At 60.3% G+C, this 26,943-nt stretch carries 27 protein-coding genes and 2 tRNA genes; 13 read left to right on the forward strand and 16 right to left on the reverse strand.

Annotated features, from left to right (window positions below; all coding sequences use genetic code 11):
• Nucleotides 1-439: 439 nt before the first annotated feature.
• Nucleotides 440-525 (reverse strand) — tRNA-Leu (locus tag ACR0K1_RS02345).
• 144 nt (nucleotides 526-669) lie between these two features.
• Between ACR0K1_RS02345 and ACR0K1_RS02350 the strand changes: the two genes are divergently transcribed.
• On the forward strand, nucleotides 670-1,248 hold the full coding sequence (locus ACR0K1_RS02350) for a YqaA family protein (RefSeq protein ID WP_480848593.1): 579 nt from the start codon (nucleotides 670-672) through the stop codon (nucleotides 1,246-1,248).
• Nucleotides 1,245-1,709, forward strand: a complete 465-nt coding sequence (locus ACR0K1_RS02355; protein ID WP_480614949.1) for a disulfide bond formation protein B — start codon at nucleotides 1,245-1,247, stop codon at nucleotides 1,707-1,709. Before ACR0K1_RS02350 ends, ACR0K1_RS02355 begins: the two co-directional genes overlap by 4 nt.
• Here ACR0K1_RS02355 and ACR0K1_RS02360 read toward each other — a convergent pair.
• Nucleotides 1,706-2,290 (reverse strand): HNH endonuclease, encoded by a 585-nt coding sequence (locus ACR0K1_RS02360; protein ID WP_480614947.1) that lies wholly within the window; start codon nucleotides 2,288-2,290, stop codon nucleotides 1,706-1,708. The genes ACR0K1_RS02355 and ACR0K1_RS02360 overlap by 4 nt on opposite strands.
• Before the next feature lie 213 nt (nucleotides 2,291-2,503).
• On the opposite strand from ACR0K1_RS02360, the gene ACR0K1_RS02365 reads away from it, so the two are divergent.
• The gene (locus ACR0K1_RS02365) at nucleotides 2,504-3,109 is read left to right on the forward strand and encodes an rRNA large subunit pseudouridine synthase E (RefSeq protein ID WP_480848596.1); all 606 of its coding nucleotides are present in this window, start codon (nucleotides 2,504-2,506) and stop codon (nucleotides 3,107-3,109) included.
• A 32-nt stretch (nucleotides 3,110-3,141) separates the two neighbouring features.
• Nucleotides 3,142-3,567, forward strand: coding sequence for a VOC family protein (locus ACR0K1_RS02370; RefSeq protein WP_480614943.1), 426 nt, complete (start codon nucleotides 3,142-3,144; stop codon nucleotides 3,565-3,567).
• Here ACR0K1_RS02370 and ACR0K1_RS02375 read toward each other — a convergent pair.
• The 3 genes from ACR0K1_RS02375 to ACR0K1_RS02385 are packed head-to-tail and all read right to left on the reverse strand — an operon-like array spanning nucleotide 3,564 to nucleotide 5,349.
• Nucleotides 3,564-4,052: an N-acetyltransferase family protein gene (locus ACR0K1_RS02375; RefSeq protein ID WP_480614941.1), complete on the reverse strand. Its 489-nt coding sequence runs from the start codon at nucleotides 4,050-4,052 to the stop codon at nucleotides 3,564-3,566. The two genes, ACR0K1_RS02370 and ACR0K1_RS02375, sit on opposite strands and share 4 nt — an antisense overlap.
• A gap of 2 nt (nucleotides 4,053-4,054) precedes the next feature.
• A complete protein-coding gene (locus ACR0K1_RS02380; protein WP_480848599.1) occupies nucleotides 4,055-4,720 on the reverse strand; it encodes an alpha/beta hydrolase in 666 nt (221 codons plus the stop codon).
• Nucleotides 4,717-5,349 (reverse strand): DNA-3-methyladenine glycosylase family protein, encoded by a 633-nt coding sequence (locus ACR0K1_RS02385; RefSeq protein ID WP_480848601.1) that lies wholly within the window; start codon nucleotides 5,347-5,349, stop codon nucleotides 4,717-4,719. Before ACR0K1_RS02385 ends, ACR0K1_RS02380 begins: the two co-directional genes overlap by 4 nt.
• 96 nt (nucleotides 5,350-5,445) lie before the next feature.
• Between ACR0K1_RS02385 and ACR0K1_RS02390 the strand changes: the two genes are divergently transcribed.
• Nucleotides 5,446-6,672 carry an MFS transporter gene (locus tag ACR0K1_RS02390; protein ID WP_480614935.1) on the forward strand — a complete coding sequence of 409 codons (1,227 nt, stop codon included), beginning with the start codon at nucleotides 5,446-5,448 and terminating at the stop codon, nucleotides 6,670-6,672.
• On the opposite strand, the gene ACR0K1_RS02395 is transcribed toward ACR0K1_RS02390, so the two are convergent.
• The 3 genes from ACR0K1_RS02395 to cysS are packed head-to-tail and all read right to left on the reverse strand — an operon-like array spanning nucleotide 6,673 to nucleotide 10,483.
• A complete protein-coding gene (locus ACR0K1_RS02395; RefSeq protein WP_480614933.1) occupies nucleotides 6,673-7,455 on the reverse strand; it encodes a squalene/phytoene synthase family protein in 783 nt (260 codons plus the stop codon). It lies immediately after the preceding gene.
• Nucleotides 7,452-9,086, reverse strand: a complete 1,635-nt coding sequence (cimA, locus tag ACR0K1_RS02400; protein ID WP_480614931.1) for a citramalate synthase — start codon at nucleotides 9,084-9,086, stop codon at nucleotides 7,452-7,454. The genes ACR0K1_RS02395 and cimA overlap by 4 nt, the downstream gene beginning before the upstream one ends.
• The gene (gene cysS, locus ACR0K1_RS02405) at nucleotides 9,086-10,483 is read right to left on the reverse strand and encodes a cysteine--tRNA ligase (RefSeq protein ID WP_480614929.1); all 1,398 of its coding nucleotides are present in this window, start codon (nucleotides 10,481-10,483) and stop codon (nucleotides 9,086-9,088) included. Before cysS ends, cimA begins: the two co-directional genes overlap by 1 nt.
• A gap of 208 nt (nucleotides 10,484-10,691) precedes the next feature.
• Between cysS and ACR0K1_RS02410 the strand changes: the two genes are divergently transcribed.
• Together ACR0K1_RS02410 and ACR0K1_RS02415 are read left to right on the forward strand one after the other, a co-directional pair.
• A complete protein-coding gene (locus ACR0K1_RS02410) occupies nucleotides 10,692-11,036 on the forward strand; it encodes an MmcQ/YjbR family DNA-binding protein (RefSeq protein WP_480614927.1) in 345 nt (114 codons plus the stop codon).
• Nucleotides 11,037-11,093: 57 nt separating this feature from the next.
• Nucleotides 11,094-12,281, forward strand: a complete 1,188-nt coding sequence (locus ACR0K1_RS02415) for a pyridoxal phosphate-dependent aminotransferase (protein ID WP_480614925.1) — start codon at nucleotides 11,094-11,096, stop codon at nucleotides 12,279-12,281.
• Between the two features lie 6 nt (nucleotides 12,282-12,287).
• Here ACR0K1_RS02415 and ACR0K1_RS02420 read toward each other — a convergent pair whose 3' ends face one another.
• Nucleotides 12,288-12,806: an outer membrane protein gene (locus tag ACR0K1_RS02420; RefSeq protein ID WP_480614923.1), complete on the reverse strand. Its 519-nt coding sequence runs from the start codon at nucleotides 12,804-12,806 to the stop codon at nucleotides 12,288-12,290.
• A 426-nt stretch (nucleotides 12,807-13,232) separates the two neighbouring features.
• On the opposite strand from ACR0K1_RS02420, the gene ACR0K1_RS02425 reads away from it, so the two are divergent.
• Nucleotides 13,233-14,777, forward strand: a complete 1,545-nt coding sequence (locus tag ACR0K1_RS02425) for a trimethylamine methyltransferase family protein (protein ID WP_480848605.1) — start codon at nucleotides 13,233-13,235, stop codon at nucleotides 14,775-14,777.
• A 46-nt stretch (nucleotides 14,778-14,823) separates the two neighbouring features.
• Here the strand turns inward: ACR0K1_RS02425 and ACR0K1_RS02430 are convergent, their stop codons facing one another.
• From ACR0K1_RS02430 to ACR0K1_RS02440, 3 genes are all read right to left on the reverse strand, one after another.
• Entirely contained in the window at nucleotides 14,824-15,069 is a 246-nt protein-coding gene (locus ACR0K1_RS02430) for an EF-hand domain-containing protein (RefSeq protein WP_480614919.1), read from the reverse strand.
• Nucleotides 15,070-15,593: 524 nt separating this feature from the next.
• The gene (locus tag ACR0K1_RS02435; RefSeq protein ID WP_480614917.1) at nucleotides 15,594-15,860 is read right to left on the reverse strand and encodes a hypothetical protein; all 267 of its coding nucleotides are present in this window, start codon (nucleotides 15,858-15,860) and stop codon (nucleotides 15,594-15,596) included.
• 10 nt (nucleotides 15,861-15,870) lie between these two features.
• Nucleotides 15,871-19,488 carry a vitamin B12-dependent ribonucleotide reductase gene (locus ACR0K1_RS02440; RefSeq protein ID WP_480848608.1) on the reverse strand — a complete coding sequence of 1,206 codons (3,618 nt, stop codon included), beginning with the start codon at nucleotides 19,486-19,488 and terminating at the stop codon, nucleotides 15,871-15,873.
• Nucleotides 19,489-19,967: 479 nt separating this feature from the next.
• On the opposite strand from ACR0K1_RS02440, the gene ACR0K1_RS02445 reads away from it, so the two are divergent.
• Nucleotides 19,968-20,456: a hypothetical protein gene (locus ACR0K1_RS02445; RefSeq protein ID WP_480614913.1), complete on the forward strand. Its 489-nt coding sequence runs from the start codon at nucleotides 19,968-19,970 to the stop codon at nucleotides 20,454-20,456.
• Between the two features lie 13 nt (nucleotides 20,457-20,469).
• Here ACR0K1_RS02445 and ACR0K1_RS02450 read toward each other — a convergent pair.
• From ACR0K1_RS02450 to pdxH, 4 genes are all read right to left on the reverse strand, one after another.
• Nucleotides 20,470-20,546, reverse strand: a tRNA-Pro gene (locus ACR0K1_RS02450).
• A gap of 43 nt (nucleotides 20,547-20,589) precedes the next feature.
• Entirely contained in the window at nucleotides 20,590-21,000 is a 411-nt protein-coding gene (locus ACR0K1_RS02455; RefSeq protein ID WP_480614911.1) for a DUF192 domain-containing protein, read from the reverse strand.
• A 62-nt stretch (nucleotides 21,001-21,062) separates the two neighbouring features.
• A complete protein-coding gene (locus ACR0K1_RS02460; protein WP_480614909.1) occupies nucleotides 21,063-21,590 on the reverse strand; it encodes a cold-shock protein in 528 nt (175 codons plus the stop codon).
• 121 nt (nucleotides 21,591-21,711) lie between these two features.
• On the reverse strand, nucleotides 21,712-22,317 hold the full coding sequence (pdxH, locus tag ACR0K1_RS02465; protein ID WP_480614907.1) for a pyridoxamine 5'-phosphate oxidase: 606 nt from the start codon (nucleotides 22,315-22,317) through the stop codon (nucleotides 21,712-21,714).
• Between the two features lie 135 nt (nucleotides 22,318-22,452).
• Here pdxH and fabI point away from each other — a divergent pair, with 135 nt between their 5' ends.
• From fabI to ACR0K1_RS02485, 4 genes are all read left to right on the forward strand, one after another.
• Entirely contained in the window at nucleotides 22,453-23,259 is an 807-nt protein-coding gene (gene fabI, locus ACR0K1_RS02470; RefSeq protein WP_480614905.1) for an enoyl-ACP reductase FabI, read from the forward strand.
• Nucleotides 23,260-23,263: 4 nt separating this feature from the next.
• Nucleotides 23,264-23,773 carry a xanthine phosphoribosyltransferase gene (gene gpt / locus ACR0K1_RS02475; protein ID WP_480614903.1) on the forward strand — a complete coding sequence of 170 codons (510 nt, stop codon included), beginning with the start codon at nucleotides 23,264-23,266 and terminating at the stop codon, nucleotides 23,771-23,773.
• 67 nt (nucleotides 23,774-23,840) lie between these two features.
• A complete protein-coding gene (locus ACR0K1_RS02480) occupies nucleotides 23,841-25,016 on the forward strand; it encodes an aminotransferase (RefSeq protein WP_480614900.1) in 1,176 nt (391 codons plus the stop codon).
• A gap of 79 nt (nucleotides 25,017-25,095) precedes the next feature.
• Nucleotides 25,096-26,937 carry a peptidyl-prolyl cis-trans isomerase gene (locus ACR0K1_RS02485; protein WP_480614897.1) on the forward strand — a complete coding sequence of 614 codons (1,842 nt, stop codon included), beginning with the start codon at nucleotides 25,096-25,098 and terminating at the stop codon, nucleotides 26,935-26,937.
• Nucleotides 26,938-26,943: the final 6 nt, after the last annotated feature.

Consider the following 26,943-nt stretch of genomic DNA (forward strand, 5'->3'; position numbering starts at 1 on the left):
CGCCCGTCGGATAATAAACACCCGTTACACCACCCGTCCCAATCGTGATGAACTCCTCAGAATACGCCGCAGGCGCAAAAAAGGCGGCGGCCGCAAAGGCGGTAAGGCTGACTTTAACTTTGTTCTTCATAACTGTTCTCCCTGTCGTCTTTTTCCGGCAGACTTGACGAAAACCGAAGGCGGGAAATTGTGCCGCCCTGGAAACATAAAGCATGTCAGTATCTGATTTTTTCCAAAGTCTCCCAACAAATACGAGGTTTCATTCAGAGACAGCACTTGTCAAGTGCAGCCCCTGCCCGCGCCCGCAAAAGTCTCAGTTTTGAAGATATCCGGAGGAATTTCCCCGTCTGCCCCGGGGTAAGACCGTCTGACAGGTCCACTGAACATAAACAGTGATAATTGCGAATGTTGCGCCGCAAAATCAAATTGACGCTGGATGTGGTGCCCTTCCCCGGACTCGAACCGGGACGCCGTTGCCGGCAAGAGATTTTGAATCTCTCGTGTCTACCATTCCACCAGAAGGGCACTGTCACTGGATTAGCGCCCAAAAAAGGGAAGGTCCAGAGGCAAAAATAAAGCAGTGAACTGTTTGTTTCCTTGACGGTGGTTGACGGGTCTGCGGGCGCGTGTTTTGGCTTGCACGGTTAGGGAATGGGATTTGAGTATCTTATGTTACGAGCGCTTTACGATTGGACGATCCGGCTGGCGGAGCATCCGCATGCCCTTTGGGCACTGGCGATTGTGGCCTTTATCGAAAGCTCGTTCTTTCCGATCCCACCCGACGTTCTGATGATTCCGATGATTATCGCACGGCCGTCGCGGGCCTGGCTGATCGCGGGGGTTGCATTGGTGGCCTCGGTTCTGGGGGGCTTGCTGGGTTATGCCATCGGCGCGTTCGCCTATGAAAGCATCGGTCAGCCCATCCTCGAAGCCATGGGCAAGGCGCATGCGATGGAGGAGTTCAACACCCGCTTCAACGATTTCGGCTTCTGGGCCGTTCTGGCCGCCGGTGTCACGCCCTTCCCCTACAAAGTCATCACCATCATGTCCGGCTGGACCGGGATGCCACTTGGAACGTTCATTGCGACCTCGATTCTGGCGCGGGCGATGCGGTTCTTTTTGGTGGCCGGATTGCTGTGGAAATTTGGCGAACCGATCCGCGAATTCATCGAAAAACGCCTTGGCCTGATGTTTACGCTCTTCATCATCTTGCTCTTCGGCGGGTTTTTGATAGTGCGTTACCTATGACAAAAAGAACAAGCTATGTGCTATTGGCCGCCGGTGGTTCGGCGGCGATGCTGCTGGGTGCCTGGGCCTTTCAATATCTGGGCGGTCTTGCACCCTGCAAAATGTGCATCTGGCAGCGTTATCCGCATGGCGCTGCTGTACTGATTGGGGCTTTGGCCCTTTCTGCGCCCCATGTGCGGCTGTTGCCTGCGCTGGGGGCTTTGGCGGCGCTGGTGACCGCTGGCATTGGCCTGTTCCATGCGGGGGTCGAGCGTAAATGGTGGGAAGGTCCGACCAGTTGCACCTCGGGCGATATTGGCGGGCTGTCGACGCAAGAGTTGATGGATCAGATCATGTCCGCCCCGCTGGTGCGCTGCGACGACATCCCGTGGGAGATGCTGGGCCTTTCGATGGCCGGGTGGAACGCCGTGATCTCTGCCGGGCTGGCCCTGATCTGGATCGCAGCCTGGCGCGCGCGCTAAGCGTCCAGTTCTGCATCCCAGTACAGGAAGTCGATCCAACTGTCGTGCAGGTGGTTGGGCGGGAATTTCCGCCCGATATTGCGCAGGGCTTCGGCATCGGGCTGACGCGGCGGCTTGCGCAGGCTCATCCCGGCTTGCCGCAGCGATTTCGACCCTTTGCGCAGGTTGCACGGGCTGCAGGCTGCGACAACGTTCTGCCAGCTTGTGACGCCCCCGGCGGCACGCGGCACAACGTGGTCAAATGTCAGATCGCCCCGGCTACCGCAGTACTGGCAGCAGAACTCATCCCTCAGAAATAAATTAAAGCGCGTGAAGGCCACGCGCTTTCTGGGTTTTACATAGTCTTTCAAAACAACGACCGAGGGTATTCGGATCTCGGTGCTCGGGCTTCGAACGACCTCGTCGTATTCAGCCACGATGTCGACCCTGTCCAGCCAGGCGGCCTTGATCGCCTCTTGCCAGGGCCACAGCGACAGCGGATAATAGGACAAGGGGCGGTAATCGGCATTCAAAACCAGCGCCGGGTGATGCTTGAGCGCACCTGGCTCCCTGACAAATTCGGTCCTGAAGTCTCCGTCCATCACAGAATCGCTCCTCGCTCTCAGCTGCCCGTTTGTGACACCAGAGCGGGGAGCACCCGCCCCGGCCTTATAATGACTATATATCGTGGTAAAACTCTGACAAGCCCTGATTTTCCACAATATGTCGCAGACTGAGTACGCCTGTTCCGTAACAGACACGTGACAGTTATCCACAGGTTGCACCTGCTGTGCCCTTCGGGCTATGGGCGGGTCATGTCCTGGTTCATTCGCTTCAACAAACCGTTCGACGTGCTGCCGCAGTTCACCGACCGCGCGAATGAGGATTCGCCGCGCCGGACCCTGTCGGATTTCATCGACCTGCCCGGGGTCTACCCGGCCGGGCGGCTGGATCGTGACAGCGAAGGTCTGTTGCTTTTGACCGATCACGGGCGGTTGCAGGCGCAGATATCGGACCCCAAACACAAGATGGCCAAGACCTATTGGGTGCAGGTCGAAGGCGAACCCGATGCTGCCGCTCTGAAGGCGTTGCGGGACGGGGTTGAATTAAAGGACGGCCTGACCCGACCCGCCAAAGTGCGCGAGATCGACGAACCCGAAGGGCTATGGCCGCGCACCCCGCCGATCCGCGTGCGCAAGACTGTGCCCGACAGTTGGATCGAGTTGACGATACGCGAAGGCAAGAACCGGCAGGTGCGCCGTATGACGGCGGCTGCCGGTCTGCCGACGCTGCGCCTGATCCGCTACCGGATCGGAGATTGGACACTGGACGATCTGGAACCCGGTCAATGGGACAGCCTGCCAATGCCAGCCCTGAACGCCGCGCCGCAACGCAAACGCGACCGCCGCGTGCGGCGGTGACAGGGCAAGCCGCAATCTGTTAAACTGGGGCTATGAAAGTCACGCCTCAAACACCTGTTCCCTCGGCCATTCTGGAAGCGGCGCTCTATGTGGATGACCTTGACGCCGCCGAACGGTTCTATGGCGAAACGCTGGGGTTGGAGCGCGTTCAGCGCGTCGCGGAACGCCATGTGTTCTACCGGGTCGGTGGCTCGGTGCTATTGCTGTTCAACGCGGATGAGACGGAAAAGCCGCCCCTGAACCCGGACCTGCCCGTGCCGCCTCATGGCGCGCGGGGCGCAGGGCATGTATGCCTTGTCCTGACGCGGGAGGAAATCGAGGTCATGCGCAAGCATCTGCTGAACTGGAACATTCCAATCGACGCGGAATTCGACTGGCCCAGCGGGGCGCGGTCCTTGTATGTGCGCGACCCGGCGGGCAACTCGGTTGAATTTGCCGAAGCGCACCTGTGGGATTAGCGCAGATCGTACCGCTTTGAGATGCGGTTGACCGGTGTGCCATCCCGCAGCGGAACGCCATGCGCCACGGAATAGTCCCGAAACCCCATCTTGTCATAGTAACTCAGGCCCGGAACGTTGTCCGCCCGGATGGTCGCATTGATCGCCGATAACCCCAGCGCACCGGCGGTTTTCACCGTCTCGTCAAACAGCGCCCGCCCCGCACCGCGTAAGACGGGGTGGCGGCGGGTGAAGGTCGCGATATCGGCGCAGGTGTCGGGCAAATTCTCATGCGTGCCCAGCCACTGAAACCCGGCCACATCGCCCTGATCATCCAGCGCGACGTGGCAGCAAATCTTGTCGGCCCCGTCCAGATAGCTCTGCGCAAACAGGATGTCCGAGAACGGGATTTCATGTGCAGTCGTGCCGCCAGCGGCGATGATGTCGTTGAGGATGCGGCACGCCTCGGCCACATCCTCTCGCATCATCGGGCGGACAGCGATCATGGTCACAGGCTCAGCTTGTCGCGCATGAAGGCGAGCGCCACGCTCAGGCCATCGGGGGCGATGCCGTGGCCGGTGCCTTTCATGACATGGGCGTAGATCTCTTTGAACCCTGCGCCCTGCAGAGCCTCGGCGGCTTCGGGCAGCGATTGCGGCGGCACCACGTCGTCCACATCGCCATGCACCAGCAATACGGGCATCCGGCTTACCACCTCGTCGGCCAGCAGATCGGGTTCCAGCAAACGGCCCGAGAAGGCAACGATCCCCGCCACCGGGTCTTCACGGCGCGGGGCCACGTGCAGGCTCATCATCGTACCCTGAGAGAAACCGAACAGCACGACCTGCTCGGGCAGCACGTCTTCGTCGACCATCAGCGCGTCCAGAAAGGCGTTGAAATCCTCGACCGCCATCTCCATGCCACGCCGCGCTTCTTCCTCGGACGAGCCGTCGATCCACGGGATCGGAAACCATTGAAATCCGTTGGGCATTCCGGGGATCTGCTCGGGCGCGTCGGGGGCGACGAACAGCGTATCGGGCAGATGTTCGCCCAGCGGGTCGGCCAAACCCAGCAAATCGGCCCCGTTGGCCCCATAGCCATGCACGAACACCACGACCGAGCGTGTATCGCCCGAAACCGGCTCTTTTCGGAGCGCATTCAAAACTCGAGTCATCTGATCCCTTCTCGTTCCTTGGCCACCCGGTAATAGGCCCACAAAACCCGCGCCGCAACCGATCGCCAGGGCGACCAGGCCTCGGCCATCTGGCGTAGCTCTTTGTCCGTGGGGCGCTTGGGCAGATCGTAGAGAATCCGCGCGGCCTCCTGCAGGGCCAGATCGCCCGGAGCGATAACATCGGCCCGCCCAAGCGAGAACATGGCGTAGATTTCAGCGGTCCACACCCCGATGCCGGGCACCTCGGTCAGAACTGAAACAACCTTTGCATCAGAAACGTCGCGCAAGGCATTGTAATCAATACGTGCTTCGGCCAGCGCGCGGGCATAGCGGATTTTCTGGCGGCTCAGCCCCACGGCGCGCAGATCGTCATCCGTGGCCCACATGATCTTGCGCGGTCCGGTCAGTTTCGCATCTTTCAACCGCTTCCAGATCGCATTGGCCGAGGCCACGCTGACCTGCTGGCTGACAATCGCGCTTAGCAGCTGGGCAAACCCGTCCGGGCGGCGACGCAAGGGCAGCGGGCCGGTCTGGTCCATCGCATAGGCCATGCGCGGGCACGCCCCGGCCAGCCACTCGGCCCCTTCGGCAACGCAATCCGGCGTTTCGATGATACGTCCAACGGTCATGCGCTCTCCGCTTTGTGAATTTATCCGCACGTTAGGCGGCTTTGCCGCATATGCAAGCCGCTTGTACGCGGGTCTTTTCGCGGCTACGCATGGCGCATGACACTGACCACCGCGACCCCGGACAATTCTCAGGCCAAACGCAACGTTGCGGTTCTGGTTGCGGCGCAATCGATTCTGGGCGCGCAGATGCCGATGATTTTCATCGTCGGAGGGCTGGCCGGTCAGTCGCTTGCCAGCAACCCCTGCCTTGCCACCCTGCCCATTTCGCTGATCGTTCTGGGCTCGATGCTGGCGGCCACGCCGATCTCGGGCATCATGCAGCGCTGGGGCCGCCGGGCGGGGTTTCTGGTGGGCGCAACTGCCGGGGCCTGCGGCGGTCTGGTCGGGGCTTATGGCCTTTATCTGGGGTCCTTCCCGATCTTCCTGCTGGGCAGCCTGCTGACCGGCATCTACATGAGCGCCCACGGCTTCTACCGGTTCGCCGCCGCCGATACGGCATCCGACGACTTCCGGCCCAAGGCGATCTCGTACGTCATGGCAGGCGGTCTGGCCGCTGCCATCATCGGGCCGCAGATCGTCAAACTGACCTCGCAGGCCTATGTGATCCCGTTTCTGGGCACCTATCTTGCGGTGATCGCGCTGAACGTCTTCGGCTCGGCCCTGTTCTTTTTCCTCGACATTCCGACGCCACCCAAACCATCCGAAGACACCCCAAAAGGCCGCACGCGGCTGGAGCTGCTAAAAACGCCGCGCATAGCCGTCGCCATCATCTGCGCCATGGTGTCCTATGCGTTGATGAATCTGGTCATGACCTCGACCCCCCTTGCCGTCGTCGGCTGCGGATTTTCCGCCAATGACGCCGCGGATGTTGTCACAAGCCATGTTCTGGCCATGTATGTCCCCAGCTTCTTCACCGGGCACCTGATCGCGCGGTTCGGGGTGGAAAAGATCGTGGCACTCGGTCTGGCTATCCTCGCAGGAGCTGGCGTCGTGGCCCTGCAAGGGGTCGAGTTGGGCAATTTCTTCTTCGCCCTGATCCTGCTGGGCATTGGCTGGAACTTCGGCTTTATCGGAGCCACCAGCATGCTGGCGGCCTCGCACGAGGTCCACGAACGCGGGCGGATGCAGGGCCTGAACGACCTTCTGGTGTTTGGCGGGGTAACTGTCGCATCGCTCGCTTCGGGCGGGTTGATGAACTGTTCCGGCGGCTCGCCGGTCGAAGGGTGGACAGCGGTGAATCTGGCCATGATCCCCTTGCTGACTTTGGCAGGTGGCGCGCTGTTGTGGCTGGTCCTCAGACCGGCAGACACCAGAACCGCCTGATCACCACCGCCCCGAGGCCGAGGTCCACATCAGCGACAACCGCCGACGCGCCTCGCCCTGTATCAAAACCCCCGAGGCGACTCGATCCGGGCGCGCGATGGCCTGTTTCAAAATCCACTCGGCCTGCCATCCGACATACATCGCCGGGCGCGCCTTGGCGGAAACGGCATCTCGCCGAACACGCGCCTTGGTCAAACGCGCAAGCGCCGATTGCGCCAAACTCCGTACACCCTCGGGCGTGCCATCCAGCAACGGAATCCGTCCCCGCGCCTCAAGTTCAGGAATGGCGCGCAACCAGTTCGCCACACCGACGCCATAGCCATAGTCGCGCACAACCGCTTCATCCGCCGTCCCCAAAGCCTGTGTGGCCGCGACCAGCAGAGACCCCGAGCTGTGGTTGATATAGGCATCGAAATGCGCCTGATCCTCGAACGGATCACGGTAGATATCCCAACGCCTTACGGCGATATATTCATCCAGTGCAGCCGCCAGATGCGGTGACAGCACACGCGACAGAGGGGTAACGACCTCATGCCGCCGCGCCCTCGGACCTTCGGCAATCTCCTGCAGCGCATCGCGCCACCATTGCAGACGCATCTCGGCAATCATGGCCTCTTGCGTCACCCAGGGGGCGCGCGCAACCTCGACATTCAACGCGTAGATCGGAAACAGGATCGGGCGCGCGGAAACCGGCGCTGCCATTGCGGCCAGAAATCGGTCAGGATCGGCCTTGTGCACCAAAGCGGCGCAGGCTTTGACGTCTTCGTCAAAGGAAACGCTCACTCGGCTGCTGCCTTTTGCGGCCCGCAATCCCGGACAAGTTTCCACTGGATCGCATCCAGCAGAGCCTCGAACGAGGCATCCACTATGTTCGCGCTGACCCCCACCGTGGACCAGCGCCGCCCCTGCCCGTCTTCGCTGTCGATGATAACGCGGGTGACGGCCTCGGTGCCGCCCTGCGTGATGCGCACTTTGAAATCGACCAGATGCATATCGTTCAGTATCTGGGAATATTGCCCCAGATCCTTGGCCAAAGCCTTTGCCAGAGCGTTGACCGGCCCCCGGTCACTGCCCTGTTCGTCATGCGATTCACTGACCGACAGCTTCTTTTCGCCATCGACTTTCACCACCACGACGGCCTCGGACAGGCTGACCATCTTGTTGTACTTGTTCTTGCGCCGCTCGACCGTCACCTTGTAACGCTTGACCTCGAAGAACTCGGGCAATTGTCCCAGCTCATCCCGCGCCAGCAATTCGAAACTGGCTTGTGCGGTGTCGTAGGAATAGCCCTCGGCCTCGCGCTGCTTGATCCGTTCCAGAATGCGCCCCAGCGCCGGGTCGCCCGACTCGACCGTCAGCCCCGCTTCGGTCAGACGCTTGCGCAGGTTCGACTGCCCCGCCTGGTTCGACATCGGGATAATCCGCGCATTGCCCACGGTGGCGGGCTCGACATGTTCATAGGTCGAGGGGTCCTTGAGGATCGCACTGGCGTGCAGACCGGCCTTATGTGCAAAGGCCGAGGCCCCCACATAGGCCGATTGCTTGCTGGGCACACGGTTCAGTATGTCGTCCAGCATCCTGCTGATCCGCGTCAGCCCGGCCAGCGCCTCGGCGCTTACGCCAATCTCGAAGCCCGAGGCATAGGGCTCTTTCAACAACAGCGTCGGGATCAGCGCCGTCAGATTGGCATTGCCGCAACGTTCGCCCAACCCGTTCAGCGTGCCCTGTATCTGCCGCGCGCCCGCGTCCACGGCAGCCAGCGAACAGGCCACCGCGTTTTCGGTGTCGTTATGGGTATGGATGCCCAGACGGTCGCCCGGCAACCCCGCCGAGATCAACTCCGAGACGATACGCCCGACCTCGGCAGGCAAGGCCCCGCCATTGGTGTCACACAGAACAACCCAACGCGCGCCTGCGTACAGCGCAGCGCGGCAGACCTGCGTGGCGTAATCGGGATTGTCCTTGTAACCGTCAAAGAAATGCTCGGCATCGAACAAGGCCTCGCGCCCCTGCGCCACGATATGCGCGACCGAGGCGCGGACATTCTCGACGTTCTCCTCCAGCGAGATACCCAGCGCGTGGGTCACGTGATAGTCATGCGACTTGCCGACCAGACACACCGCTTGCGTGCCTGCGTTCATCACCGCGGCCAGCACATCGTCATTCTCGGCCGACCGGCCCGACCGTTTGGTCATTCCGAACGCCGTCAACCGGGCCGAGGTCTTGGGGGCCGCATCGAAAAACGCGCTGTCGGTGGGGTTGGCCCCGGGCCAGCCGCCTTCGATGTAATCAACCCCCAAAGTGTCCAACGCCTGCGCGATCTGCACCTTTTCAGCGGTCGAGAACTGCACACCCTGCGTCTGCTGCCCGTCACGCAGTGTGGTATCGTAAAGGTAAAGACGCTCTTTGCTCATCAGACTTCTTCCAGCTTGCCGGCGTCGAATCCGGCTCCGGGCACCAGTTCGACCCCCTCTTTGCTCATCCGCACTTCAAGCCCGGCGGCAATATACGCGGATTTCAGACGATCGACTTCCGAAAAATCCTTGTTCTGCATCGCCGCCGCCCGCGCATGGGCCAACCGCTCGGCATGCGAGGTCAAATCCACCGCACCGGTTTCCGCCCAGGCCCCCATGTCGTCCGACAACAACCCAAGCACCTGCGCGCTGGCCAGCAATACCGCCGCGTCCCCGTCCGACGCGATCCGGTGGAGGTCCGCGATGGCACCCGCCGTGTTCAGGTCATCGCCAAGCGCCGCGATTACCGAGGGTGCCGCGCTGGCGGCGGGCTCGATGCCCGCTGTCAGCGCCCGCCACTTGCGCAGCGTCGCCTCGGCCTCGCGCGCCTTTTTCTCGGTCCAGTCCATCGGCTTGCGGTAATGCGTCTGCAGGAAGACGAACCGGATCACCTCACCCGGCACGCCCTTTTCCAACAAATCATGCACGGTGAAGAAATTGCCCAGCGATTTGGACATCTTCTTCCCCTCGACCTGCAGCATCTCGTTGTGCATCCAGACCTTGGCGAACTCACCATGCGGATGAGCGCACCGGCTTTGGGCGATCTCGTTCTCATGATGCGGGAACATCAGATCGTTGCCGCCGCCGTGAATGTCGAAACTCTCACCCAGCAGCTCATAGGCCATGGCCGAGCATTCGATATGCCAGCCCGGACGCCCGCGACCCCAAGGGCTGTCCCACCCCGGCAGTTCATCGGTCGACGGCTTCCACAGCACGAAATCCATCGGGTTTTTCTTGTACGGTGCAACCTCGACCCGAGCGCCCGCGATCATGTCATCGACCGACCGGCCTGACAGCTTGCCATAGTCCTCTTTCCAACTGTCGACTGCAAACAACACGTGACCCTCGGCCGCATAGGCATGGCCCTTGGCGATCAGATCCTCGATCATTGCGATCATCTGGTCGATATATTGCGTGGCGCGGGGCATCTCGTCCGGCTCCAACGCACCCAACGCACCCATGTCCTGCAGATACCAGCCGATGGTCTCGTCCGAGCGTTCCTGAACAAGCTGCTCCAACGATCCTTCGGCCCCGGCCTGTTTCCGAGACAGGGCCGTGGCGTTGATCTTGTCATCCACGTCGGTGAAATTGCGCACGTAAGTCACGTGATCCGCGCCATAGACATGGCGCAGCAAACGGTAGAGCACGTCAAACACCACCACGGGCCGCGCATTGCCCAGATGGGCGCGGTCATAAACGGTGGGTCCGCAGACATACATCCGCACGTTTTCGGGATCGATCGGAACGAAATCTTCCTTCGTCCGTGTCCGCGTGTTGTGCAGCTTGATGTGTGTCATCGGTCTGGCTCCTAAAGCTTGCGCGTTGGCGCGGGCTTAGCAACTTGTCTCAGAGATGAAAACGAAAGAAACCGGCCCGCTTGATAAATCAGCAGGTAATGCAGCAGATAATGATGCAGCTCTTGCGGCTCATGCCCCATCGCTTAACACGAGACAGCCCCCACGCCAAGGCTTGAGTTCGGGCGCGCCGAACGGCACTCTGCCCTTCATGAGCCGTGATGTTGTTAACGATATCTGCCGGGGCTTGCCCGGTGCCGAGTGGTCGGACCCTTGGGGTGGCGGTCACGATGCGTGGAAAATCGGGGGCAAGATGTTTGCCTGTATTGGCACGGCAAATGACGGGGTTTCCGTTAAAACGCCCGATGTCGAAACGGCGCAGATGCTGATTGATGCCGGGATCGCGGTCAAAGCGCCCTACTTTCACCGAAGCTGGGTCCGCCTGCCTTTCGACGCCGACCCAGACGAGATGCGCCACCGCCTGACAGCGTCCTACGATCTGGTGCGCGGGTCACTGACCAAGAAATTACAGGCGACGCTGCCGCCGCGAAGCTGATTGACAAATCCGATCTGCGATGCCCCATTCGGCGGTAAGGTCACGGGGGGCGACGGCATGAAACTGTCTCAGCGTATCACTCAGCTTAACGGCGGCGGCAGCGACGGCTGGGATGTGTTTTATCGGGCACGGCGCATGGTCAGCGAAGGCCATGCGGTGACGGAACTGACCATCGGCGAACATGACGTGCGGACCGATACGTCGATTCTCGAGGCGATGGACATATCGGCCCGCGACGGGCACACCGGTTACGCGATGGTGCCCGGAACCGACCTGTTGCGCGATACCGTCGCCGCTCGGGTTCAGATGCGGACCGGCGTTCCGACCACCCGCAACAATGTCATGATCACACCCGGTGGCCAGTCCGCGCTGTTTGCGTCGCATGTGGCGCTGTGTGATCCGGGCGATGTGGGCCTGTTCCTCGACCCGTATTACGCCACCTATCCCGGAACGATCCGTGGTGCCGGGGCGATTGCGCGCGCGGTTCAGACCTCTGCCGCAGACGCGTTTCAACCCCGGTCCCAGCAGATCGACGCCGCCGCAGACGGGGCCGTTTCGCTTCTGATCAACACGCCCAACAATCCGACCGGTGCCGTATATTCACGCCAAACCCTTGAAGACATTTCCGAAGTTTGCAAAAGGCGCGATCTGTGGCTGATCTCGGACGAGGTTTATGACACGCAGGTCTGGGAGGGTGAGCACATCTCTCCCCGCGCCCTGCCCGGCATGGCCGAGCGGACGCTGGTGATCGGCTCCATGTCGAAATCCCACGCCATGACCGGCTCGCGCTGCGGTTGGATCGTTGGCCCGGAAGAGGTCATCAGCCATCTGATCAACCTCGCCACGCATACCACCTATGGCGTTCCGGGCTTCATTCAGGACGCGGCCAGTTTTGCGCTGAGTTCGGGCACGACGCTTGAAGAAAACATCGCCGCCCCCTTCCGCCGCCGGAGAGCTCTGGCCGTCAAGCTGCTGGAGGGTCAGAACACCGTCGGGCTGGTTCCCGCCCAGGGGGCGATGTACCTGATGCTGGATGTCCGCGCGACGGGCTTGAACGGCGAAGGCTTCGCCAATGCATTGCTGGACGCGCATTCCATCGCCGTGATGCCGGGCGAAAGCTTCGGCAAGGCTGCCGCCGGACATGTTCGTGTTGCGATGACGGTGGATAATGACCGGTTCGAGGCGGCCCTGAAAACTCTGTGCGACTTCGCCGCCAAACTGGCCAGCCGTCACGCGGCGGAATAAGGCGGATCAGAACCGGAACGTGGTGCGCAGGTTGAACACGTTTGCATCCAGACCGCCATTCGACCGTGTTATATCGTCAAAGTCCTGACGCAGGGCTTCACCGCTGATGACGAAGTTCTCGTTGATCGGATAAGCAACGCCGATCCCGTAAACGGCCGCCGTGTCATTATCGACCGAAGTATCGGCACGCGCCGCCCCCACGACCACATACCCCAGCGCCCCGCCAAAATCATAGCCGCCGCGCAGCTTGACGCTGGTCATACTGTCCAGACTACCCTGATTCTGGCTAAGGTTGAGAGACAGCCGGTTATATTCAAGCTCACCGCCCAGAACGAAATTGCCGAAATCCCGATCGTAGCCGATATGTGCCCCAAAGACCGTATTATCGTCGCTGAACCCGCCGGGGCCGTTAGCGTCAGCATATCCAAAGCTGAACCCGGCATAGGCCCCTGTCCAATCCTCGGCCAAAGCCGGTGCGGCGCTTGTCACAGCCATCGCCACAATCAGGGCCGAACAGAGTTTCATACACTTCTCCAAGACATATTGCCCGGGCTTTGGCTGCTTTTGGGCGTCAGCGAACCACTGTTTCGAACGTGGTCTCTAATTCCCAAAATTCAATTAACATCACAGGTTATTCCAAACTAAGTGATCCAACTATAACAGATTTCTTCCATAACGGGAAAAAAACTCAGACTTTTTCTCAAGTTGCCTGCACCAACCGAGGGTATAAGCCGGTTTTTGAGCCGCAAGTCGCAAACAGAACAGATTGCGACGGCCTGCGTCCGGATACTGAGGGCCAGAAGTTGAGGGCATGCATGCACAACGAAGTCTGGAAAATCCGGCTTATCAGCCGCACGATCGGGGCAGATCGGGGCCGTGCTGCGCGTGGGCGTCCGTGCGGGGCATAGCATCTGCCACCCTTGTGACTGCTCAACTATCGGAATTCAGACCATGAACGATCAACCCCGTAACACTTCGCGCAGCGGTGGACGCGCCGCGCGCCGTGCCGCCCGTGCCTCGGCACTGCCCGACCATCTGCGCCCGGTGCGCCCCGGACTTGAGGGCGGGACGTATAAACCGCTGACGCAACCTCAGGTAGAGCGCATCCACGAGGCCGCCCTGCAGGCGCTTGAAACGATAGGGCTGGCCGACGCCCCCCAAAGCGGCATCGATTATCTGGTCGGCGCAGGCTGTACCCTCGGCGATGATGGCCGCATCCGCTTCCCCCGCGCGCTGGTCGAAGACACGATTGCCAAGGCAAACCGCTCGGTCACGCTGTTCAGCCGCGATGGTCAGACCGATCTGGAACTGTCCGGTTCAAAGGTTCACTATGGCACAGCAGGGGCCGCTGTCAGCGTTGTCGACGTGCATGGCCGTGAATACCGGGATTCGACCGTGCAGGATTTGCACGACGCGTCGCGGATTTGCGATCAGCTGGACAATATCCACTTCGTTCAACGGCCCATGGTCTGCCGCGATATCCTTGACAATATGGAGATGGACCTGAACACGATTTACGCATGTTGTTCAGGGACTTACAAACATGTCGGAACGTCGTTCACCGACCCGTCTTACGTCGCCCCGGCAATGGAAATGCTGCACATGATTGCAGGCGGCGAAGACAATTGGCGGGCGCGGCCTTTCCTGTCGAACACAAACTGCTTCGTCGTACCGCCGATGAAATTCGCAACCGAAAGCTGTCAGGTCATGGAGGAATGTATCAAGGCCGGCATGCCGATCCTGCTGCTGTCCGCCGGCATGGCCGGAGCGACGGCGCCTTCGACCATCGCCGGTGCGATCACGCAGGCGACGGCAGAATGCCTTGCAGGCTTGGTTTATGTAACCGCCGTAAGTCCCGGTGCTGCAGCCATTTTTGGCACTTGGCCCTTCGGTCTGGACCTTCGTACAGGGGCCATGTCGGTAGGGTCGGGCGAACAAGCGCTGCTAAGCGCGGGCTGTGCCCAAATGCACAAGTTCTACGATCTGCCGGGCGGTGCCGCCGCCGGGGCCTCGGATTCGAAACTGCCCGACATGCAGGCCGGGTGGGAGCAGATGTGTTCCAACGTCATGACCGGTCTGGCCGGGTTGAACATGGTCTACGAGGCGGCGGGCATGCATGCCTCACTGCTTGGGTTCTGCCTTGAAAGCTTGATCCTGGGTGACGATCTGATCGGACAGGCGCAGCGTTGTGTTCGGGGGATCGAGGTCAGCGATGAAACGCTGGCGCTGGACCAGATGGCCGAGGTGTGCCTTGGCGGACCCGGTCATTATCTGGGAACCGACGCGACGCTCAGCCGGATGCAGGCGGACTATGTGTATCCGACCTTCGGCGACCGTACCTCGCCGAAAGAGTGGGCCGAACTGGATAAACCCGACCTGATCGAAAAAGCCATCGCCCGGAAGGAAGAGATTCTGGCAAGCCCGTCTGCGGCCAAGTTCGATCCGCTTCTGGACGCCGAAATTCGCAGCAAGTTCAACATTCACCTGCCCGCGTAACATATTGAAAACAGGCGGCCCGGACGATTCCGGGCCGCCGCATGTCTTAGCCGTTACTCGGCGGCAGCAAGCCCGCCTCTTGCGCAACGGCAATCTCATCCGCGTCCAGTGCGCCGTCGCCATTCGCGTCCATCGCCGAAAAGCCATCGGCATCCACATCGGGCAGAACGGCCTGCACTTCTTCGATCGTCAGAACCCCGTCCCCGTTCGTGTCGGCCGAGGATTGCGCCGTAGCCAAAGTCGGAATTGCTGCGACAGCGACGAAAATGGCGGCCAGATTTTGCGGTTTCATTTGTTTGCCTCCTGAATGAGTTTTTGATGTTTGCGTCCGGACAGGCATCACAAACACCCAACCACCTAAGGTCGTCACCCGTTTCGCGAGATTTCGGGGAATTCGCGCCAATCTCCGCGTGTTTGGCCGAGTCGCATCCGCAACCCTCCGCCGCGCGAAATCCGCTTTCAGCCACTCGGCGGGTCTTGCCCGACGCGAAGCAGGTGATCCGGCAAGGCTCTGCCCACGTCGTGCAAAAAAAAAGGGGGCCGAAGCCCCCTGTCAGTTTCGCCATCCAGGCTCATATCGTTGACCGCCCGGTGTTTTTTTGCCTGCGGCCTGGACGTCGTCTGGGACGAGCGCACCCGTCCCCTGAAAGAGTGGGAAGGAGCAAGTATTCCGCCCCACCCTGTTCCCGGCCAACACGGGCATGTCGGCCGAGTGGATCAAGGCGAACTTGGTAAGTCTCGGTGCCTTGATCCGTATTCGTCGGGGTCGGTACCTGTGGCAGCTATCCGACCCCTGCACCCCGGGTTGCCGGGGCGCTAAACTTTTGGTTCAACGCAATAGCTGAGAGCTATTTTTCTACCTATCTCTGAGTTTCTGCTTTGGGGTTTGAGACCCCAAGTATGGTTGCCGGGATAAACATCAAACCTTTCCGGATGATCCAAACAGAGCTCAAGGTCGTGCGCCGTGGTTCGGTTGGCGCACAAAAAGTCCAAGGGTACCGGAAGCGAAAACTCACCTTCATCAAAGTTTTCGCGAAAATCCTGAACCTTACTTCCAATTTTGAAGTATCCAGAAACTTGCATTGAATCCTCCTTAGCTACACCCGCTTGTCGCGCCGCAGGTGTTGCACTTCATGCAGGTGCCGTTGCGCACCAGCGTGTAGTTTCCGCATTCACCGCAGGGATCGCCCTCGTAGCCCTGCATCTTGGCTTTGGTGCGAGCGTCCATTCCGGTTGCGACGGCGGTTTCCGCAGGCGCGTCGAAGGTCGCGGCGGGTTCCGCCATGCCGGTCACATCGGTCTGACCGCCATTGAACACCATCAGGTCCTGCGGCAGGCGCTTGCGCAGATAGCCGGTCGAGCTGATTTGTTTCAGCACTTCCAAGGACTTGGTCGCCGCGCTTTCACTGATTTCCGAGACATTCGGCAGACCGTCCTCTTCGCCCCGGCCCAGATCGTCGAAGGTTGCGCCTTCGGGTTTCACATGGGCCAGATCGGTCCGGTCCAGATAAGACACGGCCAGTTCACGGAAGATGTAATCGAGGATTGAAGTCGCGTTCTTGATCGAATCGTTGCCCTGCACCATCCCGGCCGGTTCGAACTTGGTGAACGTGAAGGCATCCACGAACTCTTCCAGCGGCACGCCATATTGCAGGCCGACCGACACGGCGATGGCGAAGTTGTTCATCATCGCCCGGAAGCCAGCGCCTTCCTTGTGCATGTCGATGAAAATCTCGCCCAGCTTGCCGTCTTCGAACTCACCGGTGCGCAGATAGACCTTGTGGCCGCCGACAATCGCCTTTTGGGTATAGCCTTTGCGGCGATGCGGCAGTTTCTCGCGATGGCTGCGGATCATTTCCTTGACCACAACCTTTTCGATCACCTTCTCGGCCAGAACGACGGCTTTTTCCTGCGTCGAACCGCTTTCCAGCACTTCCGCCGCCTCGTCGTCATCCTCGACCAGTGCCGCCGCCAGAGGCTGCGACAGTTTCGAGCCGTCACGATAGAGCGCGTTGGCTTTCACACCCAGCGACCAGCTGAGTTCATAGGCCTTCTGGCAATCCTCGATGGTCGCGTCATTCGGCATGTTGATCGTTTTGCTGATCGCGCCCGAGATGAAGCTTTGCGCTGCCGCCATCATGGTGATGTGGCTATCAACCCCAAGGAAACGCTTGCCTTTCTTGCCGCACGGGTTGGCGCAGTCAAAGATCGAATAGTGTTCTTCCTTTAGATGCGGCGCACCTTCCAGCGTCATCGTCCCGCAAACATGATCATTCGCCGCGTCGATATCCGCCTTCGTAAAGCCCAGATGGCGCAGCAGATCGAAAGTCGGGTCATTCAGCTTGGTCGCCGGGATGCCCAGAACGCCGGTGCAGAAATCCTCGCCCAGTGTCCACTGATTGAAGACGAAGCGGATATCAAAGGCGCTTTCCAGTGCCGCATCCACCTTTGCCAGCTCATTGGGGCCAAAGCCGTGGCCGGTCAGCGAGGTGTGGTTGATCCCCGGGGCGTTGCCGATGGTGCCGTGACCAACCGCGTGGCCTACGATCTCTTCGATCTGAGACGAAGAATAGCCCAGTTTTTCCAGCGCCGACGGCACCGAGCGGTTGATGATCTTGAAGTAACCGCCTCCCGCGAGCTTCTTGAATTTTACCAGCGCGAAGTCCGGCTCGATCCCGGTCGTGTCGCAATCCATCACCAGACCGATGGTGCCGGTCGGTGCGATCACGGTGGCCTGCGCGTTGCGGTAGCCGTTCTTCTCGCCGAGGCTCAGGGCCTCATCCCAAGCCGACATGGCCAGATCGACCAAACGTTTGTCCGGGCAGTTGCCGTGGTCCAAAGGCACCGGCTTCACGGCAAGCTTCTCATAGCCAGTCGTGACACCCTGCGCCGCGCGGCGGTGGTTGCGGATGACGCGCAACATGTGATCGGCGTTGCGCTCATAGCCATTGAAGGCGCCTAACTCGCCGGCAATCTCGGCCGAGGTCGCATAGGCCACACCGGTCATGATCGCGGTCAGCGCGCCGCAGATCGCGCGGCCTTCGTCCGAGTCATAGCTGTAGCCCATGTTCATCAGCAGACCGCCGATATTGGCATAGCCCAGACCCAGCGTGCGGAAGTCATAAGACAGCTGCGCGATTTCCTTCGACGGGAACTGCGCCATCGTCACCGAGATTTCCAGCGTCAGGGTCCACAGCCGCGAGGCGTGCATGTAGTCGGCCGCCTGGAACTCATCGTCCTTCAGGAAGGTCAGCAGGTTCATTGAGGCCAGGTTACAGGCCGTGTCATCGAGGAACATATATTCCGAGCACGGGTTCGAGCCGCGAATCTCACCATCTTCGGGGCATGTGTGCCATTCGTTGACCGTGTCGTGGAACTGAATGCCCGGATCGGCACAGGCCCACGCGGCGTGGCCGACCTTTTCCCACAGATCGCGCGCCTTGACGGTCTTGGCGACCTTGCCATCCGTGCGGTTGATCAATTCCCAATCCGCGTCTTTCTCAACAGCGGTCAGGAACGCGTTTGTCACGCGGATCGAGTTGTTCGAGTTCTGACCCGAGACCGAGCTATAGGCTTCCGAATCCCAGTCCGTGTCGTAGGTCGGGAATTCGATACTGTCGTGGCCCTGCTTGGCGTAATCCAGCACACGCTTGATGTAAGTTTCGGGGATCGCGACTTTTTTGGCCTCGCGCACCGCCTTTTTCAGCGCGTCGTTCTTGTTGGGGTCATAGGCGTCATCCGCCGCACCGTCCCAGGAACGGATGGCCTCGAAAATGCCGTTCAGCATCTTCTCGTGCATTTTCGATCCGGCAACGATCGAGGCCACCTTCTGCTCTTCAATCACCTTCCATTCGATGAATTGCTCGATATCGGGGTGATCTGCATCGACGATCACCATCTTTGCTGCCCGACGGGTTGTCCCGCCTGATTTGATCGCGCCAGCGGCGCGGTCGCCGATCTTGAGAAAGCCCATGAGGCCCGATGACTTGCCGCCACCCGACAGCGCCTCACCTTCTGCGCGCAGATGGCTGAAGTTGGTCCCGGTGCCCGAGCCGTATTTGAACAGGCGCGCCTCGCGCACCCACAGGTCCATGATGCCGCCTTCGTTCACCAGATCATCATCGACAGACTGGATAAAGCACGCGTGCGGCTGCGGATGCTCATAGGCGGATTTGGATTTGGTCAGCTTGCCGGTCTTGTAATCGACATAGTGGTGCCCCTGCGCCGGGCCGTCGATGCCATAGGCCCAGTGCAGACCGGTGTTGAACCACTGCGGCGAGTTCGGCGCGGCGCGCTGGGTCGCCAGCATATACCGCATCTCGTCGAAATAGGCGCGCGCGTCTTCCTCGGTCGAGAAATAGCCGCCCTTCCAGCCCCAATAGGCCCAAGCACCGGCCAGACGGTCGAACACCTGCTTCGAGGATGTCTCGCCATCGAACTCAGCACCTTCCGCGGGGACCGAGCGCCACAGGAATTCGGGGACGTCTTTTTCCTTAACTTTCTTCATCTTGGACGGGACGCCCGCTTTGCGGAAGTATTTTTGCGCGATCACGTCGCTGGCGACCTGGCTCCAGCTTGAGGGGACCTCGATATCGTCCAGACGAAACACGATGGTGCCGTCCGGGTTGCGGATTTCAGACGTCGCGGACACGAAATCTAGCTCTGCGTATGCGTCCTGCCCTGTTTTAGTGAATTTCCTGTCAATCTTCATGTCCGCCGCCCTATATTCAAAAGCCTTTTCACCCAGCTTCGTGCTCAAAAATACCGAGCCATCCACCATGCCGAAGTTCACGGGCGCAAAAGACAGGGCGCTGCCGATAACAGCGCAGAACCGGCTAAGCGGCTGCACGATAGTCTGGTGTGCTTTCCGTCCCTTGCCCTGTACCCATCCCCGGCTTTTCTACCAGATGTAGTGGGGTCACGTTCGGCTTATACAATCTGGCGTATGAACCCATACAAGGTCAACGGCCTTTTTGGGTCATTTTTGAAATCTTTTTGGTTGACCCGACTATCAGAGTGGAACCGGATTCCTGCGGGCACGATTCCTCCACAGGTTCATCCACGGCAAATTTCCGCCTATTTCAGAAGGCCGCAAATGAATTTGCCGTTTTTACCAGCATAGTTATCAGCGTTTGATCAACCAGTGGCCCACTGGGTAGGCTTGGACAGAATCACTCTGAACCCGGTGCATTGGCGACCAGAAAAATTCGTGCGATGTGCAAAGAATTGAGGGCAAACAAACAGATGCTGGCATTTCGCCTCGTTCCCGCACTGGCCGTTTTAGTGTCCTGTACACAACAAGATGTGCCCCCCGCATCACGCAGCGCACAGTTCGACCAACACCCTGAACGGTTGTTCGACACGTTCGAAACCGGCTGTTCAGGCCCCGGGGAGACCTTTCAGAAGGTCAGCAAGCGATCATATGAGTGCCGCGAGTTTCTGCCGCCCGAAACCACCGCCTATCTGATTCTCAACTACAGCGGCGATCCGCAGGACCTGCCCCAAAGCGTGATGCGCCTGACCTCGACCAAAAACGAGGGCGGCTACCGGGTAGATGCACGGCTTTTCTTCAACGTGCCGCAAAGAAGCGGCGCCACGGTCGAAATACCTGTGGAAAGCAAGGCACTGGATCAGACCCTAGGTGCGCTGTACCAGCGCATGGGCGGATCACCGACATAATAGAGAGAAAAAGTGGTCGGGGCGGCAGGATTCGAACCTACGACCCCCTGTACCCAAAACAGGTGCGCTACCAGACTGCGCCACGCCCCGGACCGTGCGCCTTCCTAAACGGGCCGATCTGATTTGAAAAGCCCTAACAGGGCCAAATCGCGGGGCCTTGCGAAAAAATCTGGTGCCGCATCTGGGTTCCCGGTGTGATCAGATACCGGGCCGCCAGACCCGCATTGATTTCCAGCACCGCAAAGACCGAGTCGCCCCCTTCGATCATGCTCAGATCACCGGGAATCGCGTCCGCATGCACGCGCGTCACCGTCCCGGTGCTGTCGAAAAAAATCATGTCGAGAGGAATCAGCGTGTTCTTCATCCAGAACGCAACCGGCTGCGGCGGGTCGAAGACAAACAACATGCCCGAACGGCTGGGCAGCGATTCCCGGAACATCAAACCGCGCGACCGTTCCTGCGGCGTCACCGCAAGTTCAACGTCAAACCGGACCTGAGACTTATCGTTGCGAAGATCGACGCGCCCCGGACTGCAGGCGGCCATAACATTTCCGGCCCAAAGTACTGAAAGCAGAGCCGGAAGTGTCAGACACCGCATCATTCCGATCAGTCGTCCAGGGCCGCTTCCCAGGCCAGCACCTGCGCGGCCATACGCCCGCGCTTGCCGTCGATCACGCGCATCGCCAGCGCTTCGCCCGGCTGCAGATCTGCAAGACCGGACCGGCGCAGAACCTCGATGTGCAGAAAGACATCCTCGCCCCGGCCAAAGACATTCGCAAAGCCGAATCCCTTGCCCTTGTCGAACCATTTGACCCGCGCGGCCTCAAGCGGCGCTGCCGCGATCTCCGCCGGGTCAAGCTCGGCGAAATCCGCCAGCAGCATGGTATCGGCCCGGGCCGGAGGGTCGACCGCAATCACCTCGACCGCTTGAACGCCACGATCCGTGCGATGGGTCATGATCTCGATTCCGGCGCCGTCGGCGACCGAGCTCTGACCGAAATTCCGCAATACATTCACATGTAACAGAATATCCGGACCGCCTGCGTCAGACACAACAAATCCGTACCCCTTTGCAGGGTCGAACCATTTAACGTGTCCACGTACGCGGTACATGCTGTTCAGATCTTCTGGCACGGTTTTCCCATCGCGAAAATTAGCGCTTCGTTAAGGGTTTGTTGTTTATGGGAATGGCAGGCAAATTCAAGTTGAAAAAATCCTTTGTTTTCTGCCTGTTGCATTTCGCGACACGTGAACATCATGGATTCAACCTCTGTACCTGCCACTTGGAACCTGGCGCATCCCTTTGCCACCTGAACCGGTCATGGAGACGAAACGCACCATCGGCCCAGAATTCAATTTCAATCGGCGTCAACCTGTACCCACCCCAGAATGGGGGGCGCGGCGGATTGGCACCCAGTTTCGCCGTCACCTTTGCAACCTCGGCCATAAGGGCCGCACGGCTGCTCAGGGGTTGTGACTGGCGTGAAGCCCACGCCCCCAAACGGCTTTTCAGCGACCGCGATGCATAATATTCATCGGCCTGCGGTCCACTTTCGCGGGTGATTGTACCACGAACACGCACCTGACGCCTCAAAGATTTCCAATGCATTACGAAAGCTGCTTTTCCGGCGCTGTCCAACTCGGCTGCCTTGGCACTCTCGTAATTGGTGTAAAACACGAACGCGCCCGGTTCGATTTCTTTCAGCAATACCATCCGCGCATTCGGCATGCCATCAGAATCAACGGTCGCCAACGCAATCGCATTCGGGTCGTTTGCTTCCGTCTTTTCAGCCTCTGCCAGCCACCGCGCCGCTATTTCAAACGGATCGGTGCCGGCAAAGATGCCATCGCGTTCGCTCATTTCCATCCCCTGGAACGTCCTGAGGTCAAACCTAAGGCGATAACCCGCTGCGGGCAAGAGCGCACGGCCTTGATGCAGCGCATCCAATGGCATAAACCAACGCAACACATCGCGAAGACAGGCGGAGAACCAAACATGTCAAATCAGTTGATGGCCGGGAAACGCGGCCTCATCATGGGACTGGCCAATGACAAATCAATCGCATGGGGTATCGCCCGCGCCTTGTCCGACGCAGGGGCCGAGCTGGCCTTTTCGTATCAGGGCGATGCGCTGAAAAAGCGGGTTGATCCGCTGGCGGCGCAACTGGGCAGTGAAATCGTGCTGCCCTGCGATGTAAGCGACGAGGCGTCGATTGATACGCTGTTCACATCGCTCGAGGAAAAATGGGGCAAGCTGGATTTTGTCGTCCACGCCATCGGATTTTCCGACAAGAACGAGCTGCGCGGCCGCTATGTCGATACCAGCCGGGCGAATTTCAAGCTGACGATGGATATTTCGGTTTATTCCTTCACCGCCGTCATGCAACGGGCCGAGAAAATGATGTCTGAAGGCGGCAGCGCCGTCACGCTGACCTATTATGGCGCCGAACAGGTGATGCCGCACTATAATGTCATGGGTGTCGCCAAGGCGGCGTTGGAAGCGTCGGTCAAGTATCTCGCCGAGGATCTGGGCAAGGACGGCATCCGCGTCAATTCGATCTCGGCCGGTCCAATCAAAACGCTGGCCGCCAGCGGCATCGGCGATTTCCGCTACATCATGAAGTGGAACGAATACAACTCGCCCCTGCGCCGCAACGTGACCATCGATGACGTCGGCAAATCGGCGCTGTATCTGCTGTCCGACCTCAGCAGCGGCGTGACCGGGGAAAATCTGCATGTGGATTCGGGCTACCACATCGTCGGCATGAAAGCCGTCGACGCGCCTGACGTCGAAAAGGGCTAAGATCATGAGCGCCAAGGACCGCCTGCCCCACGAAAAGGGATTCCACATCAGCTGGGACCAGATTCACCGCGACTCGCGCGCCCTCGCCTGGCGGCTTGACGGCCAAGGCCCCGACGATGGCGCCTGGAAGGCCGTTGTCGCGATCACCCGCGGCGGCATGGCGCCCGCGATGATCGTCAGCCGCGAGCTGGATATCCGCACCGTCGATACGGTCAGCGTGAAATCCTATCACCATCAGGCGCAGGGTGAGGCTGAAGTGCTGAAAGCCCCCAACGCCGACCTGATGGGCGACGGGACCGGCGTTCTGATCATCGACGATCTGGTCGACAGCGGCAAAACGCTGGAACTGGTGCGCGAGATGTATCCCAAGGCGCATTTCGCCACCGTCTACGCCAAGCCCAAGGGCCGCCCGATGGTCGACACCTTTATCACCGAGGTCAGCCAGGACACATGGATCTTCTTCCCGTGGGACATGGCGCTTCAATATGTCGAACCCTACCGGGGCACAGACTAAATCCTTCTTCTTTCTCAAGAAGTACCTTGGAACGCGGGGCGGAGCCTCGCCAAAAGTCGGTTCTGCCATGGCTCACACACGCACCAGCGCCACCTTCCCCCCTCCGGTGATGGAGGCACGGCGCTGGCTTGAAGGCGTCACCTTCCCTGCCGACAGACCGCTGGTCAATGTCAGTCAGGCGGCGCCGGTTGATCCGCCGCCCCTGGCGCTGCGGCAGGCCATGGCCGACTTTGCGGTGAACGAGGACAGCGCGCATCTTTACGGTCCGGTTTTGGGCAACACCAACCTGCGCACCGCGCTGGCACAGCAGGTCGGCGAGCATTACGCAGCGCAGATCGCGCCCGAACAGATCGGCATCACGTCGGGGTGCAATCAGGCGTTTGCCTCGGTCATCTCGGCCCTCACCGACCAAGGCGATGAGGTCATTCTGCCGACGCCGTGGTATTTCAACCACAAAATGTGGCTGGACATGGCCGGTGTTCGCACCGTGGACCTGCCGACCGGGGATGATCTGCTGCCCGATCCTGAAGCCGCACGGCAGTTGATCACCGACAAAACACGCGCCATTGCACTGGTCACGCCCAACAATCCGGGCGGGGTCGAGTACCCCTCGGATCTGGTCAAAGCCTTTTACGATCTGGCCCGCGAAACCGGTATCCGCCTGCTGGTGGACGAAACCTATCGCGATTTCGACAGCCGCAGCGGCCCGCCGCACGAGTTGTTCCAGCAACCCGGCTGGGACGAGACGCTGGTGCACCTCTATTCCTTCTCCAAAGCCTACCGCCTGACCGGGCACCGCGTCGGGGCCATCGCCACAAGTGCCGCGCTATTGGCCGAGATTGAGAAATTCCTTGATACCGTCGCCATCTGCCCCGGACAGATCGGGCAGTTCGCGGCGCTCTGGGGGATGGAGAACCTGTCGCAATGGGTGGCTGGTGAGCGCGACGAAATCCTCGACCGGCGCGCTGCGATTGCCGACGGCATGCCGAAGCTGACGGCCAAGGGATGGCGGTTGCTGGGGCTTGGCGCTTACTTCGCCTATTTGGAACACCCCTACGACATGCCATCCGATGAACTGGCCCGCCTGTTGGTGGCCAAGGCTGGCGTTCTGCTGCTTCCCGGCACCATGTTCATGCCGGACCACGACCCGGCTGGACAGCGTCAGGTCCGGGTCGCGTTTGCCAACCTTGATCGCGCGGGGATTGGCCAGTTGTTCGACCGTTTGCAGGCCCTGTCCATCTAAGCTTGCCCCCCGGCGGCGCGCATCGTATTCAGGGCCGCAACCGACAGGGCAGCAACCTGCCACTAAACAAGAGGGCACCATGGCCGCAGGCGTTAAAAGTCTTTCGAAAACCTTTGTCTGGATTCTGATGGGCCTGTTGTTTCTGGGCCTTGCGGGCTTTGGTGCGACCAGCCTGACCGGCACCATCCGCACGGTTGCGCAGGTTGGGGATGAAAGTGTCTCTGTCGACGCCTATGTGCGCGAGCTTCAACGCGAAATCCGCGCGGTCGAGGCGCAGACAGGCCAGCCTTTGCAAATGTCACAGGCGCGCGAACTGGGCCTTGAACAACTCGCCCTGTCCCGGCTGACCGCCGTGGCGGCGCTGGATAATGAGGTCGCGCAACTTGGCATCTCGATAGGGGACGAAAACCTGCAAGAGGAAATCGTCTCGATCCCCGCGTTTCAGGGCGTCAACGGCACGTTTGACCGCGAAACATATCGCTTCCAACTGGAACAGGCTGGGATGACCGATACCCAGTTCGAAGATGATCTGCGCAAGGAATCGGCCCGTACCATCGTTCAGGGCGCGTTGATGGGCGGTGTGACCATGCCCGCCGCGCTGACGGACACCCTGACCGACTATATCGGCGCGCGGCGCAGCTTTACGGTTGCGACTGTGGGTGCCGATGCGCTGGCCGAACCCATCGCCGACCCCACTGACGCGCAGGTTCAGGCCTTTTACGACGAAAACACCGATAGCTTCACCCTGCCCCGGACCAAACGCCTGACCTACGCCCTTCTGTCACCCGAGATGCTGGTGGATACGGTTGAGGTCGATGAGGATTCGCTGCGACGCCTGTACGACCAGCGCATCGCCGAGTTCCAGCAGCCCGAACGCCGTCTGGTCGAACGCCTGAACTTCCCAGACGAAGCGGCTGCAAACGACGCCAAGGCCCAGCTTGAGGTCGGTGGCACAACCTTTGAACAACTGGTGCGCGACCGGGAACTGGAACTCAGCGATATCGATCTGGGCGACGTGACGCGCGAAGACCTCGGCGATGCCGCGGATGCGGTGTTTGCCGCCGATCTCGATACCGTGGTCGGGCCGCTTCCTTCGGTCTTTGGCCCTGCCCTGTTCCGCATCAACGGATCGCTGGCCGCAAACAATGTGCCCTTTGAAGAGGCCGAGCCTGCCCTGCGGGAAGAAATGGCCTCGGACCGCGCCCGTCGCCTGATCGAGGCGCAGGCCGAGGACATCAACGACATGTTGGCCGGTGGGGCCACGCTGGAAGAACTGGCCGCCGAGACCGAGATGGAGCTGGGCCAGATCGACTGGACCCGCAACAGCTCGGACGGTGTTGCCGCCTATGACGGCTTTCGCACCACAGCCGAAGCCGTGCGCGAGGGCGACTTCCCTGAGGTTGGTTTCCTCGAAGACGGCTCGATCTTTGCGCTGCGCCTGAACGAAACCCTGCCCCGCCGCCCCGAACCGTTGGACAGCGCCCGCGACCGGGTTGCGGACGCCTGGGTGCAGGCTGAAACCGGCAAAGCCTTGCAGGAACAGGCCAATTCCGTACTGACCAAACTGGCGACAGACGGGGATTTCGCGGCCACTGGCCTGCCCTTCCGCGTGGAAAACGCCCTGACGCGAACCGCGTTCCTTGACGATGTTCCGGCCGATTTCATGGCCGAGGTCTTTGCGATGGAGCCCGGCGATTTGCGTGTTATCGGCGGCAATGGCGCAGCCCTGATCGTGCGTCTGGATGAGGTTCTGCCCCCCGCCGAAACCGACGAGTTGCGCCAGATGCAACAGGCGCTTTCGGCCCAGTTGGATCAGGCCCTGGCCCAAAACATCTTCGACGCCTATGTCCGCGATGCCCAGACCCGGGCGCGCCCGATCATCGACCAGCAGGCCCTGAACGCCGTGCAGGCGAGCTATTAAAACGAG

This window comes from Ruegeria sp. F5 (genome assembly GCF_056533845.1).